General features: G+C 72.5%; 19 protein-coding genes. 8 read left to right on the forward strand and 11 right to left on the reverse strand.

The window, feature by feature from the left end:
• Window positions 1-35: 35 nt before the first annotated feature.
• A complete protein-coding gene (locus KGD83_RS14415) occupies window positions 36-1,598 on the forward strand; it encodes a PucR family transcriptional regulator (RefSeq protein WP_212639708.1) in 1,563 nt (520 codons plus the stop codon).
• A gap of 117 nt (window positions 1,599-1,715) precedes the next feature.
• Window positions 1,716-2,417, forward strand: a complete 702-nt coding sequence (locus KGD83_RS14420; protein ID WP_212639709.1) for a pentapeptide repeat-containing protein — start codon at window positions 1,716-1,718, stop codon at window positions 2,415-2,417.
• Window positions 2,418-2,513: 96 nt separating this feature from the next.
• Here the strand turns inward: KGD83_RS14420 and KGD83_RS14425 are convergent, their stop codons facing one another.
• The 6 genes from KGD83_RS14425 to KGD83_RS14450 all read right to left on the reverse strand — a co-directional run bounded on the left by KGD83_RS14425 (window position 2,514) and on the right by KGD83_RS14450 (window position 9,140).
• Window positions 2,514-3,482, reverse strand: coding sequence for a helix-turn-helix domain-containing protein (locus tag KGD83_RS14425; protein WP_212639710.1), 969 nt, complete (start codon window positions 3,480-3,482; stop codon window positions 2,514-2,516).
• Window positions 3,483-3,502: 20 nt separating this feature from the next.
• Window positions 3,503-4,468, reverse strand: a complete 966-nt coding sequence (locus KGD83_RS14430; protein WP_212639711.1) for an alpha/beta hydrolase fold domain-containing protein — start codon at window positions 4,466-4,468, stop codon at window positions 3,503-3,505.
• 173 nt (window positions 4,469-4,641) lie between these two features.
• Complete coding sequence (locus KGD83_RS14435; RefSeq protein ID WP_212639712.1) at window positions 4,642-5,565, reverse strand: aminoglycoside phosphotransferase family protein; 924 nt, start codon at window positions 5,563-5,565, stop codon at window positions 4,642-4,644.
• A 227-nt stretch (window positions 5,566-5,792) separates the two neighbouring features.
• A complete protein-coding gene (locus KGD83_RS14440; protein ID WP_249351864.1) occupies window positions 5,793-6,671 on the reverse strand; it encodes a DUF3159 domain-containing protein in 879 nt (292 codons plus the stop codon).
• A 75-nt stretch (window positions 6,672-6,746) separates the two neighbouring features.
• The gene (locus tag KGD83_RS14445; RefSeq protein ID WP_212639713.1) at window positions 6,747-7,868 is read right to left on the reverse strand and encodes an endo-1,4-beta-xylanase; all 1,122 of its coding nucleotides are present in this window, start codon (window positions 7,866-7,868) and stop codon (window positions 6,747-6,749) included.
• Window positions 7,869-7,886: 18 nt separating this feature from the next.
• Window positions 7,887-9,140 carry a cytochrome P450 gene (locus KGD83_RS14450; RefSeq protein ID WP_212639714.1) on the reverse strand — a complete coding sequence of 418 codons (1,254 nt, stop codon included), beginning with the start codon at window positions 9,138-9,140 and terminating at the stop codon, window positions 7,887-7,889.
• A gap of 455 nt (window positions 9,141-9,595) precedes the next feature.
• Here KGD83_RS14450 and KGD83_RS14455 point away from each other — a divergent pair, with 455 nt between their 5' ends.
• Complete coding sequence (locus KGD83_RS14455) at window positions 9,596-11,416, forward strand: serine/threonine protein kinase (protein WP_212639715.1); 1,821 nt, start codon at window positions 9,596-9,598, stop codon at window positions 11,414-11,416.
• A gap of 201 nt (window positions 11,417-11,617) precedes the next feature.
• Here KGD83_RS14455 and KGD83_RS14460 read toward each other — a convergent pair whose 3' ends face one another.
• The 3 genes from KGD83_RS14460 to KGD83_RS14470 form a co-directional block, all read right to left on the reverse strand.
• Window positions 11,618-11,998 carry an Imm51 family immunity protein gene (locus KGD83_RS14460; RefSeq protein ID WP_212639716.1) on the reverse strand — a complete coding sequence of 127 codons (381 nt, stop codon included), beginning with the start codon at window positions 11,996-11,998 and terminating at the stop codon, window positions 11,618-11,620.
• A gap of 231 nt (window positions 11,999-12,229) precedes the next feature.
• Entirely contained in the window at window positions 12,230-13,000 is a 771-nt protein-coding gene (locus tag KGD83_RS14465; protein ID WP_212639717.1) for an SDR family oxidoreductase, read from the reverse strand.
• 64 nt (window positions 13,001-13,064) lie between these two features.
• A complete protein-coding gene (locus tag KGD83_RS14470; protein ID WP_212639718.1) occupies window positions 13,065-14,060 on the reverse strand; it encodes a LysR family transcriptional regulator in 996 nt (331 codons plus the stop codon).
• A 70-nt stretch (window positions 14,061-14,130) separates the two neighbouring features.
• Here KGD83_RS14470 and KGD83_RS14475 point away from each other — a divergent pair, with 70 nt between their 5' ends.
• The 5 genes from KGD83_RS14475 (at window position 14,131) to KGD83_RS14495 (ending at window position 18,547) form a co-directional block, all read left to right on the forward strand.
• A complete protein-coding gene (locus KGD83_RS14475) occupies window positions 14,131-15,375 on the forward strand; it encodes an MFS transporter (RefSeq protein WP_212639719.1) in 1,245 nt (414 codons plus the stop codon).
• A 163-nt stretch (window positions 15,376-15,538) separates the two neighbouring features.
• Entirely contained in the window at window positions 15,539-16,489 is a 951-nt protein-coding gene (locus tag KGD83_RS14480) for a ring-cleaving dioxygenase (protein WP_212639720.1), read from the forward strand.
• Complete coding sequence (locus tag KGD83_RS14485; RefSeq protein ID WP_212639721.1) at window positions 16,486-17,118, forward strand: alpha/beta hydrolase; 633 nt, start codon at window positions 16,486-16,488, stop codon at window positions 17,116-17,118. Before KGD83_RS14480 ends, KGD83_RS14485 begins: the two co-directional genes overlap by 4 nt.
• 179 nt (window positions 17,119-17,297) lie before the next feature.
• Window positions 17,298-17,474, forward strand: coding sequence for a hypothetical protein (locus KGD83_RS14490; RefSeq protein ID WP_249351865.1), 177 nt, complete (start codon window positions 17,298-17,300; stop codon window positions 17,472-17,474).
• A gap of 305 nt (window positions 17,475-17,779) precedes the next feature.
• On the forward strand, window positions 17,780-18,547 hold the full coding sequence (locus KGD83_RS14495; RefSeq protein ID WP_212639723.1) for a sulfite exporter TauE/SafE family protein: 768 nt from the start codon (window positions 17,780-17,782) through the stop codon (window positions 18,545-18,547).
• Window positions 18,548-18,581: 34 nt separating this feature from the next.
• Here the strand turns inward: KGD83_RS14495 and KGD83_RS14500 are convergent, their stop codons facing one another.
• Together KGD83_RS14500 and KGD83_RS14505 are read right to left on the reverse strand one after the other, a co-directional pair.
• A complete protein-coding gene (locus KGD83_RS14500; protein ID WP_212639724.1) occupies window positions 18,582-19,382 on the reverse strand; it encodes a GNAT family N-acetyltransferase in 801 nt (266 codons plus the stop codon).
• Between the two features lie 152 nt (window positions 19,383-19,534).
• Entirely contained in the window at window positions 19,535-20,542 is a 1,008-nt protein-coding gene (locus tag KGD83_RS14505; protein WP_212639725.1) for an ABC transporter substrate-binding protein, read from the reverse strand.
• Between the last annotated feature and the right edge of the window lie 86 nt (window positions 20,543-20,628).

Genomic DNA, 20,628 nt, shown 5'->3' on the forward strand with positions numbered 1-20,628 from the left:
CGCCCGCCGCCCACACGAGCGACAGAGGGACGTTCATGCGGATCAGCGAGCTGCTCGCGGTCACACGGCTGCACCTGAGATTCCTGTCGGGGTCCGAGCACGCGCACCGCACCCTGCGGTGGGCCTACACCACCGACCTGCTCGAACCCGCCCGCTACCTGCGCGGCGGCGAGTTCGTCCTCACCGGGATGATGTGGCGCACCCGCCCCGAGGACTCGCGCACCTTCGTGGCCTCCGTCGCGGGTGCCGGGGCGGTCGCCGTCGGCGCCGGGACCGCCTTGGGCGAGGTCCCCGCCGACCTGGTCCAGGCCTGCCGCGAGCACGACCTGCCGCTGGTGGAGGTGCCCCCGGAGACCTCCTTCGGCGCGGTGACCGAGGAGGTGCTGCGCTCCCTGACCCAGCGCCGCTTCACCACCATCGCCGAGACCCGCGACCGCCACCGCCGCATCATGGCCGACGTCGCCGCCGGGGCCGACTTTCCCCGGGCCTTCGCCGAGGCCGCCGCGCAGACCGGGCGGGCCGCCTGGGTCCTGTCCTGCACCGGCCGCCACATCGCCGCCTCCGGCGGACCCCTGGCCGAGGACGAGCGCGAGTGGATCGCCGCCCGCGCCCTGACCGGCCCCACACTGCCGCACACCGTCCGCACCCCCCAGCGGGAGGACCGCGCCCTCACGCTCCTGCCCGTCCAGGCCCGCGGGTCCCACCCCCTGGCCGCCTGGCTTGTGGTCTGCGAGGGCGACCACGCCTCCTGGACCGAGGAGGAGCACGAGTCGGTGGCCGAACTCGTCTCCATCGCCGGGCTCGCCCGCAGCCGCGCCGAGGAGCGAGCCCTGACCGACGCCCGCCACTTGGACGGGCTGCCCCGGCTGCTGGCCGCCCAGCGCTTCGACGAGGTCACCGAACTCCTGCGCGGCACCGACCCGACCGGCGGCCAGGGCAGCCACGTCGTGGTCAGCGCCGTCATGCTGCCCGAGCCCCGCGTGCCCGACCTGGCCCGGCGCGTGCTCTCCGAACTGGTCGCCGACCGCCCCGGCGCCGTCGTCACCGGTGACGAGGACGCCCTGGCCGTCGTCCCGGTGGCCGGGACCGACGTCCGCGCCCGCGCCGAGGAGGTCCGCGCCGCGCTGCTGCACCGCGCCCGCGTCCTGGAGGGCGGCCTGCTCGACCACCGGCTGGCCATCGGCCTCAGTTCGGCCGTGCGGGGCGTGCCCGACCTGCGCGGCGCCGCCGTGGAGGCCCGCCACGCCCGCCGTCTGGCCGAGTTGCGCGGCGGCCGCTCCCGGGTGATCGCCGGGGCCGAGATCGACTCCCACGAACTGCTGCTGGCCTCGGTCCCGGAGGAGGTGCAGTCCTCCTACCGCGAGCGGTTGCTGGGCCCGCTGCTGGCCTACGACCGCGACCACCGCTCGGAGCTGGTGCGGACCCTGGAGCAGTTCCTGGCCCACTCGGGGTCCTGGCAGCGCTGCGCCGCCACGATGCACGTGCACGTCAACACGCTGCGGTACCGGATCGGCCGAGTGGAGGAGCTGACCGGGCGGGACCTGAGCAGCCTGGAGCACCGGGTGGACCTGTTCCTGGCGCTCAAGCTCCGGGACTGATCCGGCCGGGGCAGGGGCCGCGGGGCGGGGGAGCGGTCGCGCCGGGCGGTTCGCGTCGTGGGACGGGCGCGCCGGAGCACACCACACGTGTCGTCGGTCACCGCTAGGGTGCTGGCGATGAGTAACGACCTCCTTCTCCCCGAGACCGTCGACGCCGACCTGAACGGCGCCGACCTGCGCGACCAGCTGTCCCGGCCCCTGGACGCGCCGCGCGTGTTCACCCGCTGCGACCTGACCGAGGCGGACCTGCGCGACGCCGACCTGGTCGACGCCGTCTTCCGCGACTGCCGCCTGGACGGTGCCCGCCTGGAGCGGGCCGTCCTGGAGGGCGCGGTGGTCACCGGCGGCAGCGCCTCGGGGGCGGTGTTCTCGCACGCCGAGTGCACCGAGACCAGGTTCGAGCGGGTGGACCTGGCCAACACCCGCTGGCAGGGCGCCCTGCTCACCGACACCGCCTTCACCGGCTGCCGGATGACCGGGGCCGCGCTGAACTCGCTGCGGGGGATCGGCTACACCTTCGCGCACTGCAACCTCATGCTGGCCCGCTGCAAGGGCCTGGTGCTGCGCGGGCAGACCCTGGAGGGGCTGCGCATGGACGAGGCCGACCTGGCCAGCGCGGACCTGCGCGAGACGGTGTGGACGGACTCGCGGCTGCGGGGCGCCAACCTGGTCAACGTGAAGCTGGCGGGGGCCGACCTGCGCGGGGCCGATCTGGGGGAGCCCACCCTGGAGCAGGCCGGGTACCTGCGGGGGGCCAGCATCAGCCCGGTGCAGGCGGGCGCCATCCTGGCCGCCCTGGGCATCACCGTCATGGAGTAGACGCCGTCTGCGTGGAACCACTTCTTTGAATCTACGTCGTAAAGGTGCCTGTTCTTAACAGTTTTCTCCCGAGGGGGAGAAAAACAAGAACGACAATCAGAGATTGCAGTACAACCTGCGCAGGGCCAGCGCCACCTGGAGGCGCAGCCGGCCCGACACCTCGTGCACGGGCCAGCCCAGCAGGCGTTCGGCCCGCCCCACGCTCTCCTGGAGGGTGGAGTGGTGCTGACCCTGCGCCCGGGCCGCCGCCCGCAGGCTGGAGGAGGAGGCCACCGCGTCCAGGGCCGCCAGCAGCGGCGGCGCCTCGCGTGCCACCCGTTCCAGTGCCGCGACGTCCGGCACCGGTTCGCCGCCGGGCCGCACGGTGTCGGCCAGGAGAAGCAGCCCGCCCAGCTCCTCGGCGAACACCACGCGCGGGCCCGGGTCGGCGCCGGTGCCCCGGGCGGTGAAGCGCAGCGCCCGGCGGGCGTCGTGCCAGGAGGAGGGCAGGGCCAGCGCCTCCACTACCGGTCCCACTCCCGCCTGTCGCGCGCCCGGGGGATCGTCGGGAGCCAGGACGCGCACACCGCCGCCGTGGTCGGCCACCGCGCGGGCCCGGGCCTGCGGGGCGAGCCCGCATCGGCGGGCGGCCAGGACGCGCTGCTCCTCGGACAGGTCGGCGTCGACCAGGGCCCGGGCCAGCGCGGTGCGACCGCTGGCCGCGTCCGGGGCGGGTTCGATCCGGGTGCGCAGGGCGGCGGCCGCGCGTTCGAGGACCATCGCCTCCACCGGGCCGGGGGTGGCAGTGGCGCGTTCCAGCCACAGCACGCCGTCACCGACCCGGGTCGAGCACCAGGAGGGGTCGGGGTCGGCGGCGGTGCGCCTGACCTGTCCGGCGGGGTCGGCCCTCAGTGCGGGGCCGCGTCCGGGGCGGGTGAACCCGGCGGGGATGCCGGTGAGGACGGCGGCGCCGCGGATGACGGGTTCGATTCCGGCTCCGGTGAGTTCGTCGAAGTAGGCGATCACCTTGACGGCGGCGCCCGCTTCGGGGTCCAGTGCGGAGATCCTGCCCAGGAGCTCTCTCATGCCTTCATGGTGCCTCGGGTTCAGGCTCCGGTGATCCGGCGCAGCCAGGGCAGGCGTTGGGCGTGGGCGCTGCGGCTGAGGGCGGCGTGGGGGGCGACGCCGTCGAAACCGTGGAAGCCGCCGGGCCACACGTGCAGTTCGGCTGATCCGCCCGCCTGCCAGATGCGGGAGGCGTAGTCGACGACCTCGTCGCGGAAGGTCTCGGCGGAGCCCACGTCCAGGAAGGCGGGGGGCAGGCCGGACAGGTCCTCTGCGCGGGCGGGTGCGGCGTAGGGGGAGACGTCGGGGCCGCCCGCGTGGGGGCCGATCAGGGCGGTCCAGCCGGTGGCGTTGGAGGTGCGGTCCCATACGCCGGTTCCGGCCATCTGGTGGGAGGAGGCGGTGTCGTTGCGGTCGTCGAGCATGGGGCACAGGAGCAGTTGTCCCTGGAGGGCGGGGCCGCCGCGGTTGCGGGCGAGGAGGGTGGTGGCGGCGGCGAGTCCGCCGCCCGCGCTGCCTCCGCCGATGACGATGCGGGTGGGGTCCAGTCCGAGGTCGGTGGCGTTGTCGGTGATCCAGGTCAGGCCCGTGTAGCAGTCCTCGACGGGGGTGGGGTGGGGGTGTTCGGGGGCGAGGCGGTAGTCGACCGAGATGAGGGCGAGGTCGAGTTCGTGTGCGGTTTCGAGGAGGCGGGGGATCTCGGGGCCGCGGTGGGTGCCCATGATCATGCCGCCTCCGTGGATCCAGTAGAGGGCGCCGACGGGGGTGGTGGTGTGGGTGGGGTGCCAGTGCAGGAGGGGGATGGGGGTGTGGTCGTGGCTGGGGGCGTGGTGTGGGGTTTCGGTGTAGGCGGGGTGGAGGGTGGTGTCGGCGGGTAGGAGGCGGGCTCGTCGTCGGCGTAGGGCGGGGATCATGTCGGGGGTGATGGAGGGGGTGATCTCGTCGCCGAGGAGGGTGAGGGCGGCGGCGAGTTCGGGGTCGAGTGCGGGCCGGGGTGGTGTGGTCACGGGTGCCTCCGTCGGTGGTGTGCGGTGCGTCACCATTGTCGGGGGCGGATGCGGGTGCGGGGCAGTGCCGTGTGGCGGGTGTGTGCCGCCGCACGGCGGGGTGTGCTCTGGTGGCCGTCCTCGGTCCGCCCCCGGCGGTCCCCGGGGGCGGGGTGGGCCGGGGGCGGTGGTGGTTATGCGCCCAGGGCTTCGGCGATGGTCACCGGTACGCGGGGCAGGGCGGGTTCGCCGTCCTCGACGGCCCAGACGCATTCCTGGAGGACGCGGACGAGGGTCCAGGCGCGTGCGCGGTCGCGGGGGACGTGGGCGGCCTCGGAGACCAGGTGCAGGCGGCGGCGGGTCTCCTTTCGTGGGTCGCCGGTGGCGAGTGCTTCGTCCCAGCGGTTGTGCAGGGTGGGGAAGAGGTCGAAGCCGGGGTCTCCGGCGAGGGGTTTGGGGTCGATGGCGAGCCAGGGGTCGCGGTCGGTGCCGGGCAGGGGGGCGAGCACGTTCTGGAAGTGCAGGTCCCAGTGCAGGAGGCGGTCTCCGGCTTGGGGTGCCATTTCGCGGGCGCGGGCGGCGAGTGCGTTCATGCGGTCGCGTTCGTGTGCGGCGCGCAGGCGTGGTGCCAGGTGTTGGGCTCGGGCGGCCATGGTGTGTGCGGCCTCCTGCAGGGTGCGCATGCCCTGTGGTGCCGGGTGTGCGGTGAGGCGGGCCAGGAGGGTGCCGATGGTGGTGAGGGCCTGGTCGATGGGGACGGTGTCGAGTGTGCGTGCGGGGTCGAGGGGTTCGAGGAGCATGGCGCCGGTGTCGGGGTCGTGTCGGAGGAGGCGTACGGCGCCGTCGCCGTTCCAGGTGCGCAGGGCGTCGGGTTCGCCCCGGCTCTCCTCGTCCACGGGTTGGATCTTGAGCACGGCGGAGTCGCCGTGGGGGAGTCGTACGGGGACGACGAGGGCGACCATGCCGTGCATGGGCGTGCCCGTGGGGCGCAGGTTCCATCGTTTGAGCTGGCGCCGGGTGAGTTCGGGCAGTCCTTGGGTCCACTGGGGTCCGAAGAAGCGGTCGAGCAAGGGTGCCAGGGCGTCGGGGACGCGGATGGGGGGAGTGTCGTCGTGCATGTGGTGTGTCCTTCGTCGTTGTGGTTTGGGTGGTGACGAAGGAGCGTTGGGGGACCGCGGGTCTAACGCATACCGAACACCTCGTTCGTTGTCGGTGTTGGGGTTCGACGGTAGCGGGTGGGGTGGGTGTGGCGCATGTGGTGTGGGGTGTGTCGTCTGGCGGTCGTGTGCGGCGGCGCCCCGACCGGTGTGGTCGGGGCGCCGCGGCGGGGTCGAGGGGTGGTTTGTCAGGTGTGGGGGGTGTTCTTGATGAGGCGTTTGGTGGAGCGGCGGAAGGCCCAGACGACGGCTACGGCGGCCGCGGCGGTCAGGGGGAAGCCGGTGACGGTGTCGGCGATGGCGAGTCCGGTGGTGGAGTCGGCGAGGTAGAGCCACTGGCGCACGGTGAAGCGGGCGGCGAAGACGGCGGTGATGGCGAGGGTGGCCAGGTCGTGGGCGAAGCGGGTGGGGGCGTCGTCGCGCCAGGGGTGGGTGTTGCCGTGCAGGGCGTTCCAGATGAGTCCGGTGATCGGGCGGCGCGTGAGCAGTGTGAGGAGGGTGAGGATCGCGCCGGCCAGGGAGGCCCAGATGCCGATGAGGAAGAAGTCGTTGGCTGATCCGGTCCAGGCGGAGACGCCTCCGGCGACGGCGACGCCGAAGACGCCGCCCATGGCGCTCATGAAGGCTTCGCCGCGCCACATGCGGAAGGCGCCCAGTGCCAGGGCGGCGGCGATGGCGACTCCGATGGCCGTGGGCAGGGAGACGAAGGGTACGGCGGCGGCGAAGCCGACCACGGGCAGGGTGGAGTAGAGCATGCCCCAGGGGCCGCCGACGCCGTCGACGAGGGCCTGTTTGAGGTCGACGGGCTGTTCGGGGTGGGTGTTGTCGGGGGTGCCGGTGTGCTCGTTGCCGGGCGTGGTGTTGTGCTGGGGGGTGGGGGGGAGGTCGGTGCGGGTGCGCTCGGCGGTGGTCATCTCGGCCTCCGATGCGATGGGTGGCGTTGTGGTGTCGCGGGTCGGCGACTTCGTGGCCTCGGTGCCGTCTGCCGGGTTGTGGGTGCCGGTCGCGGTCGTCGAGGTCGTGTTCTGATTCCACCAGGGCGCTGCGCTGTGTGGCAGTGCTGTCACGTCATCTTTCGGCTGTGACGTGGTGTCACTGGTGCGGTCCGTGCCGGGCGCGCGTTGCTGTGTGGGCGCGGGTGCCTATCGCGTCGGGGTGTGCGGGGGTCTGCGGGAGAGGGTCTGGACCATGGCGTTGAGTGCCGGTTTGGGTGTGTAGGAGTCGTCGAAGGGCAGTGCGGCGGTGTAGCCGGGGAACCATTCGGGGATCCAGGAGTGCTGGTCGCTGACTCCCCACACGGACACGCGTACGCAGCGGGGTACGTCCAGGCAGGCCTGGACGACCTGTGCGTATTCGCGTGCCTGGTCCTGGAGGGCGCCGTTGGGGACGGGTTCGGGGATGCGTACGTCCAGTTCGCTGATGCTGACCTCCAGTCCCAGGTCGGTGAAGCGGCGTAGTTGTCGGCTGAGGTCGTCGGGGACGTGGCCGTGGATGAAGTGGCTCTGGAAGCCGATGCCGTGCAGGGGGACGCCGCGGTCGAGCAGGGTGGTGACGAGTTCGTAGAGGGCGTCGGTCTTGGGGCCGCCGCCCTCGATGCCGAATTCGTTGATGTAGAGGCGGGCCCGGGGGTCGATCTCGTGGGCCGTGGTGAGGGCCTCGGCGATGTAGTCCTCGCCCAGGATCTGGTGCCAGAGGTTGTCGCGTAGGCGGGGGCCGCTGTCCTCGAAGGGTTCGTTGATGATGTCCCAGGAGGTGACGCGTCCTTGGTAGCGGCCCATGAGCGCCTGCATGTGTTCGCGGATGATCTGGCGTAGTTCGTCGGGGGTCCAGGTGCCTTGTGCGAGCCAGGCGGGTTGTTGGTTGTGCCAGAGCAGGGTGTGGCCGTGGACGGTGAGGTTGTTGCGTTCGGCGAAGTCGACGACGGTGTCGGGGCCGCTCCAGTCGAAGGTGTGGCGTTGGGGTTGGACGTACTCCCATTTCATGGTGTTCTCGGCGGTCAGTGAGGTGTAGTGCTCGGTGACCACGGAGCGGTACTCGCGGTCGTGGACGAGGGGGTTGACGGCCACGGCGACGCCGAGGTCGATGTCGCTCTGGTGGGCGAGTCGGGGTAGTCGGTCGGGGCCGGAGGGTTCTGGTTGGGTGGGCAGGGTGAGGGTCAGGACCGCGGTGACCAGGAAGATGACCGCGCACAGGGCGGCGGCGGTCAGCAGGGCTCCGCGTCCGCGGGTGAGCGAGCGCCATGGGGAGGAGGCCGTGCTGCGCATCTGGTCGGTTCTCGCCTTCTACCGGGTGCCCGTGGTGACGGGGAAGGCGGACAGGGAGCGTACGACGGTGGTGTGTCGGCGGGTGGGTGGGGCGGTGGGGCGTAGGTGGGGGAGGCGTTCGGCGAGGGCGCGTAGGGCGATGCGGCCTTCGAGGCGGGCCAGGGGTGCGCCCAGGCAGTAGTGGACGCCGCTGGAGAAGGAGAGGTGGTCGGCGGCGTCGGGGCGGGTGATGTCGAAGCGGTCGGGGTCGGTGAAGCGTGCGGGGTCGCGGTTGGCGGAGCCGATGAGGCACATGGCGTAGCCGCCGCGGCGCAGGGGTTGGTGTTGGACGGTGGTGTCGGTGTGGACCCAGCGGCTGGTCATCTGGACGGGTGAGTCGAAGCGCAGGATCTCCTCGACGGCGCCCGGGGCCAGGTCGGGGTCGGCGATGAGGCGTTCCCACTGGTGGCGGTGGCGCAGCAGGGCCATCACCCCGTTCCCGATCAGGTTCACGGTGGTCTCGAATCCGGCGACGAGCAGCAGGCGGCACATGGTGCTGAGTTCGGTCGCGGTGAGGTGGCCGTCGTCGGCCTGGGTGACCAGGGTGGAGACCACGTCATCGCGGGGGTCGGCGCGGCGCTGTCGCATGAGCCGGGTGAACAGCTGGTCCAATTGTGCCGTGGCCTGGTGGATGCGGCGCAGGTGACTCGCCGAGCGGGCGCCGTCCAGGGCGCTGCCCAGGGCGTGGCCGATGCGGACGAATTCGGCGTCCTGGTCGGCGGGGACGCCGAGCAGGCGGCTGATGACGGCGATGGGCAGGGGTTGGGCGAAGTCGCGCATGAGGTCGAAGCGGCCTTTGGCGGCGGCCCTGTCCAGGAGTTCGTGGGTGGTCTTGGTGATCTGGGTTTCGTATTCGCCCATGCGGCGTGGGCTGAAGGCGGGGCGGGCGAGTTGGCGCAGGCGGGTGTGTTCGGGCGGGTCCTTCATGAGGAAGGACAGGTCCATGATGTCGAACTGTTGGGGTGGGGCGGTGCCGTCGGGGGGTTGGACGCCGAATTCGCGTCCGCGTAGGAGTGCGCTGACGGCTTGGTAGGTGTTGGCGGTGCGGAAGCCGAGTTTGCTGGTGGTGAAGTGGCCTTGGTCGCGCAGGCGTTGGTAGGTGGGGTAGGGGTTGCCGCGCCAGGGGTGGTGCAGGAGTCTGCTGGGGTGGTCTGCGGTCTGTGCGGCGGTCCAGGAGGCGGCGTTGGCCAGGCGCAGGCGGGCGTCGATGCGCAGGGTGTCGGGGATGTGCATGGTGTGTCCTCCTGGTCGCGTGCTTTTTCGACCCTAGGCGGGTGGGGGGTGCCTGGTCATGCGGGTTGGTGACTTGGCCGTGTGCGGTCAGGGGGGAACTTTGCGGGGTGGTTCGTCGTTGGGGTGCGGCGTTGGCGGGCGGGGTGTGGTGGTGGGGTTGTCGCAGGTGGTTGGGGTTGTGGTGGGTTGTGTGGGTGTGGGTGGTCGGTGTGGTGGTTCGGGGTGGGGCGGGCCCGGGGGCGTCGCGGGTGCGGGTGGGTGCCTGGTGGGGGCCGTGTCGGGGGGGTGTGGGGGCCCGCGGCGGTGCACGCGCCGGGGTTCGCGGGGGAGTCTGGGGGTGCGTCCGCCGATAGGTTGGGGGCAGGCGTCTTTCCGGCGGGTGCTCGGGCACCGGGGGAGGCGGTGGTCATCCTCTGGCACCCGGGGGTGGCGGAACGTCGTGTGTGGAGGCTGTAGTGTCCCTTAGGCTCGATCCCAGTGACCCGGAACGTATCGGCCGGTACCGGCTGATCGGCCGCTTGGGCTCTGGCGGCATGGGCCAGGTGTTCTTCGGCCGTTCGGCCGGGGGGCGTGCGGTGGCGGTCAAGCGCGTCCATCCGCACATGGCCGCCGACGCCTCCTTCCGGGAGCGTTTCGCCCGTGAGGTCAACGCGGCCCGTCAGGTGAGCGGTGCGTTCACCGCGCCGGTGATCGACGCGGGTCCCGATGACGAGGTGCCCTGGCTGGTGACCTCGTACGTGCCCTCGTTGCCGTTGGACACGGCGGTGCACGATCACGGGCCGCTGCCGGAGGCGAGTGTGCGGGTGCTCGCGGCGGGTCTGGCCGAGGCGTTGGCCGACATCCACCGGGTGGGGTTGATCCACCGTGACCTCAAGCCCGGCAACGTGCTGTTGGCTGAGGACGGGCCGCGGGTGATCGATTTCGGTATCGCCCGTGCCACCGACGGTACGGCGGCCACGCAGTCGGTGATCGGCACGCCGGGGTTCATGAGTCCGGAGCAGGTGCAGGGGGAGACGCTGACCCCGGCCAGTGACCTGTTCGCCTACGGTGCGGTGCTGGCCTACGCGGCGGCGGGGACGGGGCCTTTCGGTGAGGGCAGTATGCCCACCATGGTCATGCGCATCATCAGTCGTGAGCCGGATCTGTCGGGTGTGCCCGAGTCGTTGCGTCATCTGGTGGCGGCGTGTTTGTCCAAGGACCCGCAGGGGCGTCCGGGGCCGGGGGAGATCCTGGACTACCTGGGTGATGTGGCCACGGGGCCGACCTGGTTGCCCGCGGCGGTGATGCGCGGGGTTCAGGAGCAGGTGGCCAAGGTCAACGGGGCGTTGGCGGCCGCTGCCGGGGACGGGCGTGCCACCGGTCAGCACCAGCGCACGGAGGTGTTGGGGCAGGGTGGTGCCGCTGCTGTGGGGGGTGCGGCGGGAGCTGCGGCCGGGGCGGCTGGTGCGGGTGTGTTCGGTGATGAGGCGGCTACCCGGGTCACGCCGTCGGTGCCGGGGCACGAGGGCGGTGCGACCTCGGTGCTGGGCGAGCAGCAGGGGTATGGGGCCACGGCCCGTTTCCCGTCGGGGCAGCAGGTTCCGCCGACCGCGCAGTACGGTCAGGGCGCTGCCTCCTACGGGCGTGAGGGGGCTTCGGGGTATCGGCAGCCGGAGCGGCCCAGTCAGGAGGACGCCTACGCCGACCTGTACGGCGAGCGGCGTGATCCGGCCGTGGACGAGCGCCGCCAGCAGCAGGAGCAGTTGCGTCAGCAGGAGGAGCAGCGCCAGCGCCGGATGCAGGAGCAGGAGGAGCAGCGCAGGCGGGTGGAGGAGCAGCAGCGCCACCAGCAGGAGCAGCGGTTGGAGCACCGGCGCCGTCAGGAGGCCGAGCGGGCCCACCGTGAGCGGGTGCGGGCCGAGCAGGAGGCCGCGCGTCGTGCCCAGAGCCAGGCGCGCCATGCCGACCAGCCGGGTTTGTGGGGTTTCGTCAAGCTGTTGCCGCTGCTGGTCATTCCGCTGATCCAGGTGCCGTTGGGGTACGGGGCGGCGTTGGCGTGGGCGTGGTTCACGACCGAGACCGAGGTGTGGACGGGGGCGCCGTACGCGTTCGAGCCTTTCCGGTGGGAGTCCTTCTGGCACGCGATGATGCTGGGGTACTTCATCTTGAACAACCTGGTGTCGTTGGAGTACCTGGTCAGGTCGTTGCGGACGTCGTTCGTCACGGGTGCGGTGTTGGGGTTGGGTGCGATCGCGGCGACCAACGGCCTGTTGTACAGCTTCGGTTTTTGGGGCTGATCCCCGGCTGGGGTGTGGTCTCGGGTGGGTGTGGGTGGTGGCGGGGTTCGCGGGCGTGTCGGCCGCGGTTCGGCTTTGTTGACAGGCGGGGGAGGCCTGTCCCAGGATGAGGCGCCGAGTGCGGGGCCCGTGGTCCGGGGCTTGGCGGTGCCCGTCTTGGGCGGAGCGGGTGCGGGGTCCGGCGGCTCTGCGGTCACGGCGCTAGTCGTCGAACTCGAAGTCCGACCCCTCCGCACGGGCGAGGGGCTCGCGAACTGCGCTGGGGCTTGAGACCACGGGTTCGAGGGCGGCTTTCAGCCGTGCGAGGTCGTCTGGGCTTCCGAGCGCGCAGAACATCGCACCCTCGCTGTCGAAGGCGAGGCGCTCGGCGGCATCCGGCCAGGCGAAGCGCACCAGACCTTGCCAGAAGTGCCCGTTCGGCTCGTGTCCGGTGGCGACTACTGCGGCATCGGCGTCCAGGCCGCCGGCGGTGAGCGTCAACGAGTGCTCGCCGTCGAAGTCGTGCGAGGTGAGGGTGATCGGGCGATCCTTCCACGACCGGGGTGCTGGTGGCCCGACCCCTGACACCGCTTGTCCGCTCATCGGTCCCGGTGGATCTTCGACGTGGCCCGGGCCGCCCGCGCCCAACGCGGCTGGGCGGCGGCCTCCTTCGAGGAACGCGTCGCCGTCCTGCGCCGCGCGGGAGACCGGGCGAAGGTCCACGCCCCGGCCTGGGCCCGGGAGGCGTTCACCGAGACCGAGTGGGTGACGATGCGCGCCGGTCCGGCCCGCTCCCCCTTCTGGACGCCCGTGCCCGCGCGTGGCGGGGGCGGGTCAGGCGGAGATGCCGCCGTCGCTGGTCAGGAGTTGGCCGTTGATCCACCGTCCCCGGGGTGAGCACAGGAACTCCACCAGGTCCGCGGTGTCCTGGGGGGTGCCCAGGCGCCCCAGCGGGGTGTGCCGGACGCAGTCGGCCTTGGTCCGCTGTGACATCCAGCCGGTGTCGACGGGGCCGGGGTTGACGACGTTGGCGCTCACTCCCAGGTGGGCCAGCTCGCGGGCGCAGGAGAGCACGATGCGGTCCAGGGCGCCCTTGCTCGCGCCGTAGGGCAGGTTGCCCACGGTGTCGTCGCTGGTCAGGGCCACGATTCGTCCTGTGCCGTGTTCTGCGGTGAACCGCAGGCCGAACTCGCGCGCCAGCTGCCATGTGGCGCGCGCGTTGACCGCGAAGTGCCGGTCGAAGCTGTCCGCGGTGGTTTCCAGCAGTCCGGAGTCGACCGACTCGCAGTGGCACATGACGAGTGCGGTGACCGGGCCCAACCGTTCCTGGACGGTGTCGAAGACGTGTGCGGCGGTGGCGGTGTCGGCCAGGTCGGCCTCGACCGCCATGGCGCGGGCGCCGTGCCCGGTCAGGGCGTCCAGGACGGTGCGGGTCGCGCCCGGTTCGGCGCCCCAGCTCATGCGGGCGTCGTAGGCGCTCCAGTGGGTGAAGGCCACGTCCCAGCCCGAGGCGGCCAGGCGGAGGGCGACGGCGGAGCCGATACCGGTGGTGCGGCCGACCCCGGTGACCAGGGCCAGGGGGCGGGAGGGCGGTGTGTGGGTCATGGGGTGATGGTCGCCCAGGCCCGGCAGGGCTGGCCAGTGGTTTTCGGCGGGGGCGGGTGCGTTCTCATCCGGTCAGGTCGGGGATCACGCGCGGTCCCACCCGCCGCACGTGGTCGCGGAACAGTGCCACGGCGGGGGGTTCGTAGCCGCCGCCCGACCCCTGTTGGGGCCAGACCACCCCGATGGGGCGGCGGGCGTCCACGCCCTCGATGCCCAGCTCCACCGTTCCGCTCAGCGCTCCCTTGGGGCGCGCGGGGAGCACCGAGACCCCCAGTCCGGCCGCGACCAGGCCGCGCGCGGTGGCGATGTCGTCGGCCTCGAAGGCCACCCGGGGGGTGAATCCCGCTTGTTGCACGATGCGGTCGGTCAGGTGGCGCACGCCCCGTCCCGGTTTGAGCAGGATGAACTCCTCGTGTGCTGCGGCGGTCACCGCCACCGCCGTGCCCGCGGTGTGGTCCTGCGCCCCGGTGTCCGGGCTCTGGTGTCCCCGTGCCAGCGCGTGTTGCTCGGGTACCACCAGGCGCAGTACCTGGGTGTGCAGCGTGGCCGCCGCCAGCCCCCGGCCCGAGGGCAGCGGTGAGGTCAGTGCCAGGTCGGCGCCGCCCGCGGTGAGCCTGTGCAGTGACTCCGACCAGGGTTCCTGGGTCAGGGAGAAGCGCACCCCCGGGTGCTGGGCGCGAAAGCCGCGCAGCAGCGCCGGGACCACCTCCACCCCCAGTGTGGGCAGGAAGGTCAGTGCCACGCGGCCCTCCTCGGCGCCGGTCAGTTCCGCCAGGCCTTGGCGCAGGTCCGCCAGGGCCCGTTCCACGTGCGGCAGCAGCAGTCTTCCGGCGCGGGTCAGCCGGACCCCGCGTCCGGTGCGTTCGATCAGGGCCATCCCCAGTTCCTGCTGTGTGCGGGCCAGGGCCCGGCTCAGGGTCGGTTGGGGGGTTCCCAGTGCCTCGGCGGCCTGGGTGATGTGTTCGGTGGCGGCCACCGCGGCCACCATCCGCAGCCGCGGCGCCAGTACCTGGGCCAGGGTGTCGGCGTCGAGGTCCGCGCCGTGCTCACGGTGTTCCATGCGTTCCAGTATGAATGAGCGCCAACGCATGCATTGGACGTATGAAAGCGGTATTCCTAGCGTGGGCGGTATGACCCTGACCAGCGCCTCACCGTCCGATCACGACACGCGTCCCCGTGCGGGCACCGGCGCCTACCGGCGCACGGTCATCGCGTTGGTGGCCGCCGCGGTGGCGACCTTCGCCCAGTTGTGGTCGGTCCAGCCGATCCTGCCCGCGATCGCCGAGGGTTTCGGTGCCTCGGCCTCCCAGGCCGCGCTCGCGGTCTCGTTGGCCACCGGCGGCTTGGCCGGGTTCACGCTGGTCTGGAGCGGGGCGGCCGACCGTTTCGGTCGTGCGCGCGTCATCGGCGTCTCCCTGCTGGCCGCGACCCTGCTGGGTTGTGCTATTCCCTTCGCCGCCGATCTGTGGCCGCTGCTGGTGCTGCGCGCGCTGCAGGGCGCGGCCCTGGGCGGGGTGCCCGCGGCGGCCGTGGCCTACCTGTCGGAGGAGGTCCACCCGGCCGACGCTCCGCGCGCCACGGGCCTGTACATCGCGGGTAACCCGTTGGGCGGGATGGGCGGGCGTCTGCTGGCCGGGTTGGCCGCGGACCTGGGCGGCTGGCAGTGGGGGATCGCCGCCAACACGCTGCTGGCCCTGGTCGCGCTGGTCGTGTTCGCGCTGGTCCTGCCCCGGCGGGCGGGCGTCTCGCGCGCCGCCGCGGCGCGGGAGGAGGCGTCACCGTCGCCAGGGGCGGGTGGGGCCGGGATGGGCGGGCGTGTGCGCGCGGCGGTGACCACGCCCGGGCTCATCGCCTTGTACACCCAGGCGCTGTTGCTCATGGGCGCCTTCATGACGGTCTACAACCTGTTGGGTTTTCGTCTGATGGCCGAGCCGTTCGGGTTGTCCCAGGCCGCGGCCTCGCTGCTTTTCCTGTCCTACACCGCCGGGATGGTGGGTTCGGCGGTGGCGGGGGGCGCCGTCGCGCGCTGGGGCGGGTACGCGGTGCTCACCACGGCGACCGTGTTGATGGCGGTCGGGTTGGGCGGGATGTTCGCCACGGCGCTGCCGGGTCTGTTGGCGGCCCTGTTGGTGATGACCTTCGGTTTCTTCTGCGCGCACGCCACCGCTTCGGCGTGGGTGGGTACCCGGGCGGTGCGGGGTCGGGCCCAGGCCATGGCGGTGTACACCTTGGCCTACTACCTGGGGTCGAGTCTGTTCGGCTGGGTGGGCGGTCTGGTCTACGACGGTGTGGGCTGGGGCGGGTCGGTGGTGTTCGCGTTGGGGTTGTGCGCGGCGGCCGCCGCGGCGGGTCTGCGTCTGCGGCGTCTGCGGTAGGGGTTGTGGCCGACCGGGGGTTTCGTGCCGGCGCCGCGCGGGCGGTGTGCTTGTTCGCGGGGTCGCGTTGGGGGGAGTGTGAAAAGGGAGCGCGCCGCCGTGGTAGTTTAAATTTAAACTATATTGGCAGGCGCCCCGGCGAACTCGACGAAGGGTGAGGGACATGGACGTGCGCCCCGCGGGAATCCACCACGTGACCGCGATCGCCAGCGATCCGCAGGCCAACGCCGACTTCTACCTGCGCGCCCTGGGCATGCGCATGGTCAAGCGCACGGTCAACTTCGACTCGCCCCAGACCTACCACCTCTACTACGGCGACCGCGCGGGCAACCCCGGCACCATCATGACCTTCTTCCCCTGGCCCGGTGCGCCCCGCGGGCGGGTGGGCGCGGGTCAGGCCACCACCACGACCTTCTCCGTTCCCGAGGGCTCCCTGGGCTGGTGGGCCCGGCACCTGGCGGCCCTGGACGTGGAGGTCACCCGTCCCACCGAGCGCGGTGAGGAGGACGTGCTGAGCCTGCGCGACCCCGACGGCCTGGTCATCGAACTGGCCGCCAGCGCCGACTACCACGACACCGATCCCTGGGACGGGGGAGCGGTACCGCCCGAACACGCCATCCGCGGCATCCGCGCGGTGACCCTGACCGAGCAGGACGTGGAGGGCACCGTGCAGATGCTGGGCGATCAGCTCGGCTTCCACCTGGCGGGTGAGAGCGGGGAGCGCACGCGCTTTCACACCAACGCCTCCGGCCAGGGCGTGGGCACCATCGTCGACGTGGTGGCCGACCCCCGCGCGTCGCGCGGACTGGTCGCCGCCGGAACCGTCCACCACGTGGCCTACCGCGCCCCCGACGGCCCCGTCCAGGAGTCCTGGCGTCAGCGCCTGGAGGCCGACGGCGTGGGCGTGACCGAGGTCCGCGACCGCCGCTACTTCACTTCCATCTACTTCCGTGAGCCCGGCGGGGTGCTGCTGGAGATCGCCACCGACGGCCCCGGGTTCGACTACGACGAGCCGCTGCTGGAACTGGGCCGCTCGCTCAGGCTCCCGCCGTGGTTGGAGCCCGACCGCGAGCAGATCGCCGCGCACCTGCCCGCCCTGGAGACCGGCCGGTGAGCGGCGCCGACGACCTCGTCCACGTCTTCACCCCGGCCACCGCCGCGGACGCGCCCACGCTGCTGCTGCTCCACGGCACCGGCGCCGACGAGCACGACCTCCTGCCGCTGGGGCGGGCCCTGGCTCCGGGCGCGGCCCTGCTCTCGCCGCGCGGCACGGTGGACGAGAACGGGATGAACCGGTGGTTCCGCCGTCTGCGCGAGGGCGTCTTCGACGTCGAGGACCTCATCGAGCGCACCGCCGAGCTGGCCGCCTTCGTCACCGAGGCCGTGCGCGCCTACGACCTGGACCCGGAGCGGGTCGTGGTCAGCGGGTTCTCCAACGGCGCCAACACCGGGGCCGCCCTGCTGCTGCTCCACCCGCACCTGCTGCGGGGCGCCGCCCTGTTCGCGGCCGGGGCGCCCCTGCAGGGGCGCCGGCCCGATCCGGTGGACCTGTCAGGGGTGCGGGTGTTCCTGGGCTTCGGCGCCGCCGACCCGATCACCACCGTGGACCAGGCGCGCCTGCTCGCCGACCAGCTGCGTGAACGCGGGGCCCGGGTGCGGGCCCAGGAGCACCCCGGAGGGCACCAGGTGGCGCCCCAGGTGCTGGAGCAGGCCCGCGACTGGTTCGCCCGTTCCCGGTTCTGACCCGGGTTTTTCTTCAGGCTGCGGCGGCGCCCCCTGACCCCGGGCGTCGCCGCTTGGCGCGCCGTGGGCCGTGCGAGCGCTGTTCATCGTGAAAAAGCCAGCGGGACACTCACCAACATGGATACCATCAGCAGCGAAATGCACACCCAAAGTGACATGGAGTGGTTTTCATGTGCTTGATGCACCGTTTCCTGGCTGGTACCGCCGCTGGTGTCGTCCTGGCCACCGTCCTGCTGGTCGGCGCCTCCCCGGCCTCGGCGGACTCCGTGGCCACCGGCTTCTCCCGTTCCCTGCACTTCTTCAGTGACGAGGGCTTCCTCGACGACATCATCGACAACATCACCATCACCGTCTGAGCGCTGACCCCGCGGGTCTGACCGCCGCCTTGACCGCAGGCCCACGGCGCCGTCCCTGCCTTGGGCGCACGTGCCAGGAGCGGGGTCCAGCGGGCACGGCCACGCACGGCGGGTTCACCCCTTCCCTCGTGAACCCGCCCCCGGCCCCCCGATCACGCCCGGCGGCGCGGAGCCGCCGCTCGCGCGCGGGCCGGGGACACCCTGGGGCCGAACCTCCAGCGGGGTGAAGAGTAGGCTTCGTGCGTCAGCCATCCCCGCCACGAAAAGAACCCATGATCACCTCTTCCCTCGGGCGCGCGCGGTAGATGGACCCCGAGATCCTCGGCCTGCTCCTGCTGGTCGGCGTCGCAGCGGGCTGGGTCGACGCCGTCGTCGGCGGAGGCGGCCTGCTCCTGCTGCCGGCCCTGCTGGTCGCCGCGCCCACCGCACCCCTGGCCACCCTGCTGGGCACCAACAAGCTCGGCGCCGTCTTCGGCACCACCTCCGCCGCCCTGGCCTACGCCCGCAAGGTCGGGATCGACCGCCGCGTGGTCGTGCCCACCGCCGGCCTGGCCCTGCTGGGCTCGGGGCTGGGCGCGGCCATGGCCGTCGCGCTCACCGCCGACGTCCTCAAACCCGTCATCATGGTGGTCCTGGCCGGTGTCGCCCTCATGGTCTACTTCCGCCCCGCCATGGGTGTGGCCTCCGACCGGGCTCTGCGTACCCGCAACCGGGCGCTGGCGGTGGTGGCCCTGGCGGGCCTGGGCGTGAGCTTCTACGACGGCCTCATCGGCCCGGGCACCGGCGTCTTCCTCATCATCGCCTTCACCGCCGTGGTCGGCATGGACTTCGTCGAGGCCTCGGCCTCGGCCAAGATCGTCAACGTGTGCACCAACCTGGGGGCGCTGGTCGTCTTCGGTCTGGGCGGCCACATCGACTGGCTGCTGGGCCTGGGGCTGGCGGTGTGCACCATCATCGGCGCCCAGATCGGCGCCCGGATGGCCCTGCGGCGGGGTTCGGGGTTCGTGCGCGCGGTGCTGCTGGTGGTGGTCATCGCCCTGCTGGTGCGCATGGGCTGGGACATCCTCACCTGAACCCGCCCCACGCGCGATTGAGCGCGCGGCGCGTTCAGCCGCGCAGCCGGTAGAAGTGGACGGGCGAGTTGGGTGTGAAGCCGATACGCGGGTAGACGGGGGCTCCGGCCTCGGTGGCCTGAAGCACGGCGCGCCTGAGGCCGCTGGCCCGCGCGCCCTCGCGCAGGGCCTTGCGGGTGACGGCCTCGGCGTAGCCCCTGCGCTGCCACCGCGGCGCGGTGGCCACGAGCACGACGAACAGGCAGTCCCGGGCGGGCACCGTAGCGGCGCACGTGACCGCCTCGCCCCGGCGCATGCCCAGGTAGGCGTGGACGCCGTCCTTCCACAGGGTGGATCCCGCCAGTCCGTCGCGGCCCTCCTCCAGTGCGAAGCCGTAGGCGCGTGAGTTCAGGTCGGCGTAGGAGGCGAGGTGTGCCTCGGTGCTCACGCGCACGAACGTCAGGTCGGGGTGGGAGGGCTCGGACAGGTGCGCCAGGTCCGCGGCCATGCCGACACCGCCGAAGGCGCGCTCCAGGCCCGCCCGGTGGGCGGCCTCGCGCAGGTGCTCGCGCGCCCCCTGGTCGAGCAGGTCCTGAAAGAGCCACAGGAGACCGGGGTGCCTCTTGGCGCGCATCACCCGCGCTGCCCGGCGCAGGTCGCGTTCCAGGGCCGCCGCGTCCACGTCCGGGCCGGTCAGGGTCAGGCAGTTCCAGAAGGCGAAGCGGCAGTCGGCCCAGCGCACGGCCAGGCCCGGCAGGTCGCTTACGTCGGCGCTGGGGTCGCGGTCCAGCACCAGGGAGCGCCAGACCCGGGTGAGCTGTTGCATCGACTCGATCGACGCGGCGCGGTCCCTCATCAGGCCCCTTCGGTGTGTGGGGCCCGGTGGGGCCCGGTGGGCGCCGTGCCCCGGGCCGCGGCGGGCCGGGGCACGGCGCCTGGCGTGCACTCCCACGATGGCGGGCCCGCCCCGGGTTACCGGCGGGTTCGCCTGTTTCGTGACCCGGGTTCTCACACCGCGGGTGCGGTCCGTCCGGTCAGGGCCAGGGTCACGTCCTGGACGATGCGGTGGGCGGCGTGGTGGTTGGCCGCGCCCCACACGTCGTGGTCCATGCGGTAGACCCGTGCGTGGCGCACCGCGCGCAGGTTGGACCACACCCCTTCGGAGAAGGTGCGGGGCGCGTCGGGGTAGCCCGAGCCGGTCAGGACGAAGACCGCGTCGCCGTCGGCGCGCTCCAGGTGCTCATATCCCAGGGAGACGAAGTCGGTGGCGCCCTGGGGCTGGTGCTGGCCCCGGGGGCGGGCCAGGCCCAGGTCCTGGACGATCTGTCCGGGGAAGGAGGCGGGCGTCTCCAGGCGTATCTCGCTCCGGCTCTGCAGCCGCAGGAGCGAGACCTCGGTGGCGGCCGGTTCCACCCCGGCCTCGGTGATCTGCTCGCGCGCCTGCTCCAGGGCCGTCTCGTACTCGGCCACGGCCCGCTCGGCCCGTTCGGGGGAGTCCAGGACCTCGGCGACCTGGTGCAGGTGCTCGCGCCAGGAGCCGGTTCCCTCCCACTCCAGCAGCACCGTGGGCGCTATGGCCTCCAGGTTCGCCAGCATCTGCGCCTGGGCGCCGGACTGGGTGCGGACGCCGATGATCAGGTCCGGGGCGGTGTCGGCCAGCGCCTCGATGCGGATGTCGTCCTCGGCGGGGGAGTTGGTCACCAGGGTCAGGGCGTCGCCGTCGGCGCCCGGGGGCAGGAAGGGGGCCAGGCCCTGTTCGGGTGCGCCGGGGGTGCCCATGGTGGCGGCCACGTCGTGTCCCAGCAGGGTCGCGGCGGCCAGGGTCGGGCGCCACAGGACGGCGACGCGCTGGGGTGTGGCGGGGATCTCCACCGCTCCGTTGGCGGCCTGTACGGTGCGGGTGGGCCCGTCTTGGTCGGCTCGGGGGGAGGGTGGTGCGGCGCAGCCGGACAGGGTCAGCGCCGCCAGGGCGGTTAGTGTGGCCAGGGCACACACAGGACGCGACAACTCGGGCATAACGGGCACCCTTCCGTGCGAACGGGATGAAGGTAAGGCTAACCTGTCCGAGGCGGCGCGCGGTGCACCGGTGCCGCCTCCGGGCT

Origin of the sequence: Nocardiopsis akebiae, from assembly GCF_018316795.1 — a bacterium.
Taxonomy (GTDB): domain Bacteria; phylum Actinomycetota; class Actinomycetes; order Streptosporangiales; family Streptosporangiaceae; genus Nocardiopsis; species Nocardiopsis dassonvillei.